General features: G+C 40.6%; 9 protein-coding genes. 8 read left to right on the top strand and 1 reads right to left on the bottom strand.

Features of this window, described 5'->3' with window-relative positions:
* Positions 1-20: 20 nt before the first annotated feature.
* The 6 genes from D1164_RS18230 (at position 21) to budA (ending at position 8,467) form a co-directional block, all read left to right on the top strand.
* Complete coding sequence (locus D1164_RS18230) at positions 21-908, top strand: hypothetical protein (RefSeq protein ID WP_147372225.1); 888 nt, start codon at positions 21-23, stop codon at positions 906-908.
* A gap of 18 nt (positions 909-926) precedes the next feature.
* Positions 927-1,481: a hypothetical protein gene (locus D1164_RS18225; RefSeq protein ID WP_119351338.1), complete on the top strand. Its 555-nt coding sequence runs from the start codon at positions 927-929 to the stop codon at positions 1,479-1,481.
* A 7-nt stretch (positions 1,482-1,488) separates the two neighbouring features.
* On the top strand, positions 1,489-4,767 hold the full coding sequence (locus D1164_RS18220; protein WP_172594525.1) for a FecR domain-containing protein: 3,279 nt from the start codon (positions 1,489-1,491) through the stop codon (positions 4,765-4,767).
* A gap of 23 nt (positions 4,768-4,790) precedes the next feature.
* Positions 4,791-5,822, top strand: coding sequence for a hypothetical protein (locus tag D1164_RS18215; RefSeq protein ID WP_119351336.1), 1,032 nt, complete (start codon positions 4,791-4,793; stop codon positions 5,820-5,822).
* Positions 5,823-5,975: 153 nt separating this feature from the next.
* On the top strand, positions 5,976-7,562 hold the full coding sequence (locus tag D1164_RS18210) for a sulfatase (protein ID WP_119351335.1): 1,587 nt from the start codon (positions 5,976-5,978) through the stop codon (positions 7,560-7,562).
* Positions 7,563-7,702: 140 nt separating this feature from the next.
* Positions 7,703-8,467 carry an acetolactate decarboxylase gene (budA, locus tag D1164_RS18205; protein WP_119351334.1) on the top strand — a complete coding sequence of 255 codons (765 nt, stop codon included), beginning with the start codon at positions 7,703-7,705 and terminating at the stop codon, positions 8,465-8,467.
* A gap of 164 nt (positions 8,468-8,631) precedes the next feature.
* On the opposite strand, the gene D1164_RS18200 is transcribed toward budA, so the two are convergent.
* Complete coding sequence (locus D1164_RS18200) at positions 8,632-9,450, bottom strand: DUF5602 domain-containing protein (RefSeq protein ID WP_119351333.1); 819 nt, start codon at positions 9,448-9,450, stop codon at positions 8,632-8,634.
* A gap of 429 nt (positions 9,451-9,879) precedes the next feature.
* Here D1164_RS18200 and D1164_RS18195 point away from each other — a divergent pair, with 429 nt between their 5' ends.
* Both D1164_RS18195 and D1164_RS18190 read left to right on the top strand, forming a co-directional pair.
* On the top strand, positions 9,880-10,482 hold the full coding sequence (locus D1164_RS18195) for a short chain dehydrogenase (protein ID WP_119351332.1): 603 nt from the start codon (positions 9,880-9,882) through the stop codon (positions 10,480-10,482).
* A gap of 148 nt (positions 10,483-10,630) precedes the next feature.
* Positions 10,631-12,232, top strand: coding sequence for a hypothetical protein (locus D1164_RS18190; protein WP_119351331.1), 1,602 nt, complete (start codon positions 10,631-10,633; stop codon positions 12,230-12,232).
* Positions 12,233-12,284 lie beyond the last annotated feature (52 nt).

Raw genomic sequence — 12,284 nt, 5'->3', positions numbered from 1 at the left:
TGGGGTAAAAATCAATCATAATGAAACCTTTGCCTATTCTTTGCCTGTGGCTTCTATTCATGGCTTCAGGATTTTCCTTGTGGTCACAGGAAAAATGGATTTCTGATAATGAAATGCAATTCAAAATCAAAATCCCTCCCAACTATTCTCAGAGTAAAATACAAGATGGAAGCGACAAGATTCTGACAGTAATGAGTCCCGATCAGAACATTTTTGTGCGGGTTCGTGCTATGAAAGCTACCGCACAGTTTACAACGGAAATATTACAGCAGGTTTTTGAACAGAATATTATTAAGGGAGCGCAACGAATTATGAATGAAGCCGGAGATTTACACGGAATTCCGGCCCGGGCTTCTGCCTATTCATGGAATGTTGAGGGCAGTGATGTTATTTTAGCTGTGTATTACATCGTTCAAAACAATTTTGCTTATGTCGTTTGGGCAGCGGTTCCAAAAAATCAGGCACAACACTATTCTGCTATTGCCGACGGGATTATCGATAGTTTCGATTTGTTAACACCATCTTCTTCAGGTGCTTTGGCAGGTCCCTCAAACAATTCCGGCGGTTCCGGCCAGGTTGCGTTAATTGCTTGCAATTTGGGGATGCAGGTCGATAATAATTATCGTGTTAATTCAAATGTCCAAACTTTTACTGCTCATACCCATAAAATTCATTTGGGCTTTTCGTACAGGGGAAATACTTATGCAACTCCATTTGCCTTTAAATGGTACAGCCGAACACACAATCAACTGGTGCAGGAATATTCTTTAAATACTCCGAACGAAAACGGTGGACATGGGTATGGGTTTATTTCAAACAATGGAAATCCATGGCCACAGGGGAGATACTACGTTGAAATTTGGCACAATGGGAAAATGTTGGGTTCGACTGATTTTGAAATTCAATGAATGTTTATTCAAACTTAGATGATGAAAAAGAGAAACATTTCAATCGCATTCATAATAATTGGAGTACTCGGATTTGTTTGGTCACAGAATCAAAAAAAGAAGTACCGGGTTCTTCAGGAAAGAGTATCCAATTATCAGCCTAATACTTTTAACGTTAATGCGCAAACCGGAAATGAATACCTGTTTTCGTTTTGGGGTAACGACGAAGAGTCGGGCCTGCAGCAATGGGCCAATATGGAATTTACATTTAAAATAGAAACCCAGTCGGGTAATTGGATTAAAGAGGATACCATCTCAGCCAGCGAATCAGAAGAAAAAGGAGGAGTGCGCAGAGCCGGCAATGGCGATGACATTCGATATACGGCAACCCGTTCTGAGAATATCATTGTAACAGCTACCTTGCTTGAAGGTGATTATTTAGACCTGGAAGTTTATGAAAATCTTCCGGATAAAACGTATTGGTTTCCGGTATTGTTTATTGCATTTTTCATTGTCGGGCTTGTTCTTTTTTTGAAGGCCCGAAATGCAAAAAATACACCTGCCAATCATGTTCGTTCAAACCCAAAAAAATAAAAGTAACATGGACGCTATTCTAAAACCTAAAATAATCGTATTCATCTTTGTTTTTTTCAGTCTCTCACATTTAACAGCTCAGGTAAATAATGTAAACCGTTACATTTCTGAGGTGGAAAATAAAGTAAACCGTATCAATCAAATGGCAAACAGCAAGCAGGTTATTGAAGCGATGAATTTGCTGAACGAAACCCGCCGCGATTTTGATACTTATCTGAATTATTATTTCGAAAATGAGATGCGTGCAGCCAAAGCAGAAAATTCCGGATTTAATCCACAGTTGAATGTTCAAATTAGTTCTGTGCTAACGGCATCGTATTGGGAAAGTAAGGTTGAGCAGGCACAGCGCTCGGTAAATCTGGCCGAAGAAGCATTTTCTGAAAGAAACCACCGGAGAACGCTCGATTCGCAGGATGAGGTTTGGGCATACCTTAAAACAATTTATGGCGTAGGGAAAACCATAAAAGATGTGTACGAAAATGTACAAACCCTTGAATTGTACGATGCTATAAAAAGTGCCAAGGAAGGAGTTGACGGATTTATTGAAAATTATGAGGAAATTGAAAATGCCCGTCTTCAGATTATTAATACTGAATTATACGAAACACAGGTAAAAGGACTGATAAGTAGGGGAAAACGTATGGAGGAACGTTGTTGGCAATTTGCCAGTTTCATGCGTGCTTACGAGCAGGATGTAAACGACTTTTATTCGCTTATTAAACGTTTCAACCAAAAGGCAAATCAAATACAAAACGAAACAGTTATCAATTGGTCAAGTCCTGAATATTCGTGGAATAAACAAAACTGGTTAAATCAGATAAATGGACTTGGGCGCGACTTTAAAGCAGGTAATTTCGATTATGTGACGCTAAAACAAAAAATTGAAAATGTTAATGACAAGGCAGAATCTGAGAAAAACAAAGTTTACCAAAATATTCAAAATTCAGGGGCAAACGATGCTTTTGAGCGAGGAGTAAAGCTCGATGAAGAGTTTGAGGATTTTTATAATTTATCGATTGATGTTTTGGATGAATGTTATACGGTGAGTAAGAAAAATGAAAAAGCAACAGCAGGAGATGCCCAAATTGAACAAACCAAAACAACATCGGAAACCGTAAATAATACAGTCCAAATTTTTGCGGGTGTTGAAACCGGACAACAAACTGAAAATAAGATAAATAATACCATTCAAAATAATACTTCCGGTTCTGCTACTCAAAATAATTTTGCAGCCGCAGGATTTATCGGAATGGCAGAGAACAATGGGAATGGCAATGGGAAATATTGTTCTGTTGAAATTTCTAAATTAAATAAAACGGATAACATAATTTTTAATGTGATTTCCGGAGAATTAAAAAAAGTAGAGATAATTTGGCGCACTTCGGGCGGCTCGTGGCGCACACAATATGAAGGGACAAAAACAGAATTCAACGCCGAAGAATTTTTAAAAGATGTTCCCGATTTTATCACCCATTTTAACTTTACAGTAAATGCGCATCATAATTCAAGTTATTTGCCCAATGCATGTAAAGCCGAAGTTTGGTGCCTGGCACCCGGACAAAGTATTCCGGCTCGCCCTTCCAACCAAAACCAGCAAACCGCTTCGGTTCAGAAACAAAATACAACTCCTGCAACTCCTTCAAAAAATACTTCGGGAAAGCCTGAAAAAGTTAGTAATGCAGTAAATAAAATGCCTAAAACCGGGTCCAGCCAAATGGCCCGTATACCGGTGTATAAATTAATGGAAAATGAAAAGCTGGTTTTTAAACAAACCGGAGGGACATTTTTAAAATTTTGGGTGCGTTGGTCAGGTAAAAGTTTTAGCGAAGTTTTATTTGAAGATACAAAACAAATTGTTTATTCCACAGCCGAGCTTATGGCAAAACGTCCGGAAAAAGCCATGTTTCTTGATTTTCAGGTAAACCAGTATTCCGATGTACATTGTTATATGGAAGGCTGGGTTTTGCCGGGGGGTGTGCCCATTCCGGCTGACTGGAACATTGCTGAAAACAGCAATTCAACTGCTGGCGCAGGAAGTGCTTCAAATAATTTTTATGATTTGATAAAACAAGCCGATGAAGCATTTAACCGAAAGTACTGGAACGAAAGTGGCGGTGTTCGTGCATCCTCAAATCCTAAACAGGAATCGCTCGATTTGCTTCGAAAATGCGAACCCATCATTGCACGCGAAAACAATTTTTCAACCAAATATGAAATGATAAAAACACTTTCCGGCAAATACTCGGAATATGCCAAAAGAGTTTTTGCTTTTTCTGCAAAATCAGATTTTATAGAACTTTCCGGAAGATTATTGTCGAAATACGGAAGTCAGGTGAATTCAGAAAAAGATTCAAAACTGAAATCAAATGCTTACAAAACAATGGCTGAAGGCTGGCGTAATTTAACGCAGGCAGCAACCTGGGGCAATCATCAGTACAATAAAATGTATTGCGATAAAGAAGCAAAAAAATATTACGACTATGCTTTACGTGAGGATCGAAATAACACGCAGCTTCAAAAAACCGTTGAAAAAATAAATGCACCGAAAAAGCCAATCCCGGCCAAAGTTGCTTCCACACCACCCATTGCAGAAGAGAAGTGGGCAATTGCCGAGAATTTCAGAAATGCTATGGTAAATGACAATTTGGATGAAAGCATTTTAAAAAAAGAGCCAGTAAATTATATGGAAGTGGGTGTATTAAAACTGAATGTTGGCTCTGGCGATGTGTGGATTATGGTTTCCGGAACAAGTGAATGGAGAAAGATAACAGATAATTCTGTTGTGGTTTATCCGGGCGATAAAATAAAAACCAGCGGGAATGCACAGAATGTTTCGTTTACCTACAGCAGAGATAATTCGTATTTGGCCATTAAATCGGATGCTGTGGTTACCATTTATGAAGAACAACTTTGTATTCAGCGAGGTGATGTTTATGTGAATGTTACCAAAAAGGGAGACAAATTTTTGGTGATTACTCCCACTGCTGTTACCGGGCCACGGGGAACGGAGTTTTCGGTAAATGTTTCTCCTGCTGGTCAAACTAATGTTCATTTATACGAAGGAGCCATTGAGCTCCGAAACGCCAGCGAAATTTCGTATTTGGTTCCGGGTGAAAAAGCTAGTATTAAAGCTGAAAATGAGGAGATAACAACACAAACTTTTAATATCCAGCATCATAAACAACAAAATTGGAATACATCGAACATGCATGAAAATGGATTTCATTTAGATAAAAATTTATTTAAAAATGTAACCGGGGGCGGTCAGATTTTTGGTAACCAGTAATTTAACTTTTTAAAGAATATATTATGAATAACGTAAAAGGGATACTATTTTTTATTAGTGCTTTATTTTTTTCGGGAATATTGAATGGTCAAAACGAATGGGTTACCGATAATGAAATGCAGTTTAAGATTAAAGCACCCTCAAATTATCGGCAAAAGCAAATGCGCGATGGAACCGATAAAGTTTTAACATTGATGAGCCCCGATGAAAATGTAATGGTACGGGTTAGGGCCATGCAGGCTACCGACCAGTTTACAGCCAGTGTTTTACAGAAGGTTTTCGAGCAGAATGTCATTCAGGGAGCACAACGAATTATGAATGAAGATGGTGATTTGCATGGCATTCCGGCACGCTCATCGGCATATACCTGGAGCGTTGACGGAAACGATGCGGTTTTGGGAGCTTATTATATCATTCAAAATGGCTTTGCATACATTGTCTGGACTGCCATTCCGGGAAATTTAATTAATCAGCGCTCAGCCGAAGCGGATGAAATTATGGATAGTTTTGAATTGTTGCAGCCGCAAAGTTCTAAAAAGGAAGGTGGCTTGTTAAGTGGGCTGGCAAATGTGGAGACACATCCACAAAATGAAAACAATAGCGGAGTAAGTACCACGCCAATTGTATCTTCTTCAAAAGTTCCCGGTTACGTAGAATTAGTTTCCGATGATGCACTGGTTGAACATCTTTACCCTCAAAATTTTAAACTTACTTCAGGAGAAGCAGGACAATCAATTTGGGAAGATGGATCGGGGGTAAAAATGATAGTTCAAACCATTTTTAAACAAGGAACATTTGAAGCTTTTATGCAATCGCATACGGAGAGTATTGGTAATCAGGGAGCAAGCATAATCAGAAAAGATTTTAAAACGGTAAACGGATACAGAATTTACGATTATGATTATGAATATAGCAGCACCCTTTTTAATTATGTTGCGATTGAAGGAAACGGAGTATTTTATTTGCTGGGATTTGTGGGCGATAAACTAAAACAGCGAATGATAAATAAACATGCCGAAATAGCACAAAATTCGATAAAGAGAGTTTCCAATTAAGTATACCATTTTACCCCAAAAACCCAACCCGTAATGGGGAGATAGTAACCAATCTGCTGGGAAAGAGATATAAACAGGCAATAGATTTTGTTCAATGATTTACCAATCCTTACAAATTGTTGTACTTTTAAAAAAACTTAAATCCATGCAGGTATGAATCTGAAGTCTTTTTTTTCTATCCTTTTATTGTTTTTGCTGTGTATTACTTATTCCTGCCAAAAACATACTGAACCGACCGAAAAGCCCAACGTGCTTTTTATTCTTGCTGACGACTTTGGTTACCACGACATGAGTGTGATGGGGAGTAAATTTTACGAAACACCTAACATCGATCGGATAGCCAACGAAGGAATGATTTTTACGGATGGATACGCTGCCTGTCAGGTTTGCAGTCCATCAAGGGCCAGTATTATGTCGGGCAAGTTTCCGGCGAGGCACGGAATTACCGACTGGATTGGCGCAAAAACCGGTGAAGCATGGCGCGAACAGGGCCGGCATAACAAACTGTTACCTCCGGAGTATGTTCACAATCTACCTCATGAATATGTAACGTTGCCGGAAGCAATGAAAGAGGCCGGTTACAAAACTTTTTTCGCCGGAAAATGGCACCTTGGCGCGGAAGGCTCGTGGCCCGAAGATCATGGTTTCGATATCAACAAGGGAGGCTGGGATGCAGGCAGCCCCCATGGAGGCTATTTTGCACCCTGGAAAAATCCCAACCTTAAAAGCGGATCCGACGGGGAAAACCTTTCCATGCGGCTGGCAAAAGAAACGGCTCATTTTATTAAGGAGAATAAAGACACCTCTTTTTTTGCATATCTCTCTTTTTATGCCGTACATGCTCCCATTCAAACCACGCAGGAGAAATGGGCCAGATACTGTCAAAAAGCCCGGGAACTTGGATTGGCAGAAACCGGATTTGAAATGGGGCATTTCCTTCCCATCCGGCAGGTTCAGGACAACCCGGTTTATGCCGGCCTGGTGGAAGCCATGGATGATGCAGTGGGGTTGGTATTAAACACCCTTGACGAACTGGGCCTGGCAGAAAATACCATTGTTGTTTTTACTTCGGACAATGGGGGAGTGGCTGCCGGCGATGCTTTTGCTACCTCCAACAAACCGTTGCGTGCCGGCAAAGGTTACCAGTTTGAAGGAGGTATTCGCGAACCCTATTTTATTAAAGTCCCCTGGCTTGACATTGCTGGGAAAAAATCGGATATTCCGGTTTCCGGGACCGACTTTTATCCTACCTTGCTGGCGCTTGCCGGTTCAGAACTGAAACCAGAACAACATAACGACGGAGTGAGCCTTCTGCCTCTATTGTCAGGCAGAACCATTGAAGAACGCCCGCTTATCTGGCACTATCCGCATTATGGCAATCAAGGCGGAGAGCCTTCTTCCATCATCCGGCTTGGCAATTGGAAACTTATCCATTATTATGAAGACAGTCGTGAAGAACTGTACAATTTGAAAACCGATTGGGAAGAAACCTCCGACGTTTCGGATGAAAACCCGGAATTGACAAAAAAACTGAGCGAACAGCTTTTTACTTATCTCAACGAAGTGGGCGCCCGTTTTCCGGAAAAAGATCCGGAATATAACGCGCAAAAAGAACAGGAATATTTGCAACGAATTATAAATCAACGATGGCCGCAACTGGAAAAGCAACGTCTCGAATTTCTTTCAGAAGAATTTGATCCGGGAAATAACTGGTGGGGGAGTAGTATTACAAATGACTAAAAATGAAATAAGGCATGAGTAAAGTTTTCTCATACACACAGTAGAATTGCTATCCTGATAGCCATTTGGGTGCTGATTCTTCTGGCTGATTCGCAAGCCAAACGAGCATGTTCTATCTTTGAAAATTAACAAGTATAAAAATGAAACAACTATTTTTAATCTTTATCCTGAATTACCTTGCTTTTGCCTGTGTGCAACAAAAGCCGGCAGAAAACTCATCAGACCAAATTTATCAGTACTCCGTTTTTACGGCTCTGGCCAATAAAGTTTACGACGGACCGCTTACCGTGGATAATCTGAAAGAGAAAGGAGATATTGGATTAGGCACATTTAATGGCCTTAACGGAGAGATGATTGTTCTGGACGGAACCATTTACCAACTTCCTGCTGACGGAACCATTCGTCAGCCGGTCGGTTCAGATCTTGTGCCATTTGCAGTGGTTACCTTTTTTGAACCCGACAAGCAGTTAAAAACAGATACTCCAACAGACTATAACACGTTGAAAACATTCATTGAAAACAATCTGCCTTCTACAAACCTGGGATATACTTTCCGTATTGAAGGAGATTTCAGTTACCTGAAATGCGGTAGCGCCGAAAGTCAGAAAAAACCATATGAAAAAACACTCAGTCAAGCCCTGGTTGGCCGGCCGGTCTTTGAGAAAGAGAATATTTCCGGAACCATGGTTGGCTTTTGGTTTCCGGAATATATGGATAATGTAAACGTTCCGGGATTCCACCTTCATTTTGTCTCAAACGATAAAAATATGGCCGGGCATGTGTTGGAATTCAATGCTTCCAAGCTGGATATTGCTATCGATATTTGTTCTGGGTTTAATATTGAACTGCCGGAAACGGTTGATTTTATGAAGGCAGAATTTGATTTACGGGAAGGGTACAACTAAAATGACAGAACAAATGAATCTCGAAAAAGCAATGTTCCCTTTTTGTATGAGATTCTGACTATCGGTACCAAATCTAAGCTTGGGGCCGGGAACCTAAAGAGGAGTAATATAAAAGCCTGTCAGACCAAAATCACAACAGGCTTTTATATTCATTTTTCCATAAATTATTCTCCTTGGCGCCATGTTAAACCGGTGAGGGCTATAGTATATGTACCCGGGTTTTCAGACCAGGTGATTCGATATCCTGTGGGATACCAGCCATCGTGTTGCCAGGCAGAAGGTTGCCGCAAAGGAACTTCTATGTCGGGTTTGCCAAGTAGAAAATCAAGTGTGAGCATAGGCTCCCAAAAAGTTAATTCCCCATTGAAGGATCCCAGGATAAAAGTATGGGTGAAGACCTCGGGGGAAACCGGGTCCAGTTCAGGAGATAAAAGGTCAATCCAGTGAGATCCCATCTCTGGCACAACCCCTGGAAGCTGCAGGTAGAATTCAGGGATATATTTGGGATCAGGTGCCGGATCAGAATTCTGTGGGCCTATGGCCATACGTTCTTCAACAGAAGTAATGTAGAAATGTACATCGAAGTGAGCTAGATCATAAACACCGGGAGGCTCGTGTCCTTCGGGGCCCCAATCCAGCAAAACATGATTATAAAAACCCTGTCCTTTGGTCTTATGAAAAGGCAAAACAAGAGCGACGGGTTCGTCGGGCAGATTTTCAAGCGCTTTAGCCGAAATATTAACGCCTACTTCAAGCAACGCTTCTCCTGATGCATCTTTTTGCACCCATGTACGTGCAACCCCGTTACCAAGAGGAACGGTAGGACCGTAAAATGTCCTGGTGCCATCTGCTTTTTTTAACACCACATCCAATGATGCGTTTTCATTTTGTTGTGGCAAAATTTCATCCTTTTGGCAGGATTGAAAAAAAACGAGAGTTAAAACGATCAAAAAAGAAATCAAAATGTTGAAATTTTTTTTCATAATTCTGAATTTTAATTAACAATAAAATATTTGTAAAATCACCTAATAATCCGGCAAAAAAGAATTTAATATGTTTTAATCTTTTTAGTATATCAATTTACGCATAATTTTTAATACAAGAATCAATGATACAGGAATATTTATCGTGTGTAGAAGATATAAGATGTTTCAGAAACCAGTTTCAAAAGACAATTGTATTCAGACTAATACCAATAATTTGAATTTATCTGATAAGCTTTTTTGGATCAAGAATGCCGGATAGGGTTTAATGTGCTTTTTATCCATTGTGTATGGGGTGTTTTTGAAGCCGTTCATTTTCCCGTGCCAAATAGCCCGAACAAATCAGAAGACGATGATGTTATCCATAGAGGATAAGCTAACGAGTTATCTGTTTCTATGTAGTGATTGAATTTTAATAAACATAATAATATGAAAGCTATTGTAATTGGAGCGACCGGCACCATTGGCAGTGCCGTGACAAAAACCCTGAAGGAATCAGGTTATGATGTAATTCCGGTATCCCGAAATTCTTCCATAAAGGCAGATATTGAAGATGAAGGCTCACTGGATAAGCTTCTGGAACAGTCTGGTAAAGTAGATGCGATAATCAGTACTGCAGGGTTTGCTGCATTTGGTGAACTAAGCAAACTTACCGGAGAGGACTTCCGGCGTTCTCTGAACAGCAAACTTATGGGACAGGTAAAATTGTTGCAAAAAGGATTATCATACCTTAATGCGGGTGGCACTATTTTGCTTACAGGCGGTATTTTTGCCCATAAACCATGGCCAGGTACTGCCGCCATTGCAATGGTAAACACAGGTCTCGAAGGATTTGTACGGGCAGCTGCCCTTGAAACAGATGAGGATAAAAAAGTAATAGTTATACATCCACCGCTGGTGGCAGAAACGGCTGTTACTTTGGGCATGGATGCTTCTCCTTATCTTTCAGCGATTGAAGTGGGGAAATTTTATCTGGAAGCCATTCAGAATGGTAAAAGCGGTGTACCGTTTCTTGTTCAGGAAAAAAAGTAAACTTTCAGTAGAACGGTTTCCGGATTTCATTTATCTAAAATGAAAATCCGAAAGAATAAATAGAAGTATAAAATCAGGCTGCTTTATAACCCGTGTTCTTTTTTGTATTTTTATAACGGAGAACATTTAATTAATTCAATTACAGACTATGAACCGGGTTACCTTTTTCATTCTTATTCATGTATTTTTTGCTGCCTGCACCACCACTCCCCAATTGAACAGTGAAATCGTTGAACAGGCACATAAAAACGGGAAACACGCCACCGAAGGATTTGAACGAAGCCTTCGTTTTGTAAACGGATGGCTTGCCAAAACCGATAGTATAACAGGACTTATTCCCAGTAACCTAACCAAAAAAACGGATGTTTGGGAACCACACAACGCCGCTGCCGACAACTACGCATTTATGGTGTTAACGGCTTTTTTGCTCGACCGGGAGTTGTACCATGGCGAATTGCTTGAAATGCTGAAAACGGAAAAAGAAATAACCACTCGCGTAAAATCGTTACCGGATACCTATTCTTTTTCAAAACAGGATTTTTTTAAAGATGAAGTGAATCCGGGAGATATTATTTTCGGAACTTCGGAGTACATCAAGGATGGCCTCATTCCCCTGAACGAATACATGGGAAAATCGCCTTGGCAGGATCGGATGATGGAAATGCTCGACGATTTGCTGGAATACATGGACAATCCAAAAGAGCTGGAGCATATTTTTGAGCGAACGGCGTCCGTAGAAGAAGTAAATGGTGAAATGCTCCAGACACTTTCGCGTATTTACTGGATGACAGGCAAAGAAAAATACCTTGATTACGCCACCGAAATAGGCGATTATTATTTGCAGGGCGAGCGCGACCTGAGCCAAATGGAATATTTACGTATCCGCGATCACGGATGTGAAATTATTGGCGGGCTAAGTGAGTTGTATGTCACGCTGCATTTTACATCTCCCGAAAAGAAAAAGCAATACCAGCCGGCGCTGTACAGGTTGCTGGATCGTGTTTTGGAAATCGGTAGGAATGAAGACGGGCTGTTTTACAATGCTGTTAATCCAAAAACCGGTGAGGTTGTGGATTCGAAAATCGTAGATAACTGGGGATATGTTTTTAATGCGTATTACTCTGTTTGGCTGGTGGATAAAAATGAAAAATACCGCCAGGCTGTTCTCAATGGGTTTAAAAAGCTCAATGAAAACTATCGTAATTATGCCTGGGAAGGAACCAGTCATGACGGTTATGCCGATGCGTTGGAAAGTGGAATTAACTTGTACAACCGCGAGTCTTTACCCGAACTGAAAGACTGGATTGAAAGCGAGATGCAGGTAATGTTCGATATGCAACAAAATGACGGAATCATAGGTGGTTGGCACGGCGATGGTAACTTTGCCCGTACGGCCATAATGTATAGCCTCTGGAAAACGCAGGGTGCAACCATTCAGCCCTGGCGCAACGATGTGGTGTTAGGTGCCTCAACCAACGGCAATGAAACCTGTTTTGTTTTAACGGCTGAAAACGACTGGGAAGGCAAGCTGTTTTTTGATACTCCGCGCCATAAAACCATCCTGAACCTGCCCCTGGATTATCCGCGTATTAACCAGTTTCCCGAATGGTTCACCATAAAGGCAGGGGAGGAGTACCGCATTATATCCCCACAAAAAAAGTACGCCGGAACATATTCCGCAAAAGAATTACTGAAGGGGATTCCGGTAACCCTGAAAGCAGGGAAGGAACTGGTTTTTGTGGTTCGGTAAAATCATCTTAACGGAATGAGTGAGACAAAATTAAGGCGAAAGATAGCTGCAT

The organism is Mariniphaga sediminis (assembly GCF_003573545.1).
GTDB lineage: Bacteria > Bacteroidota > Bacteroidia > Bacteroidales > Prolixibacteraceae > Mariniphaga > Mariniphaga sediminis.
The sequence above is the reverse complement of the archived record's forward strand: the minus strand, read 5'-3'. Positions and strand labels throughout refer to the sequence as shown.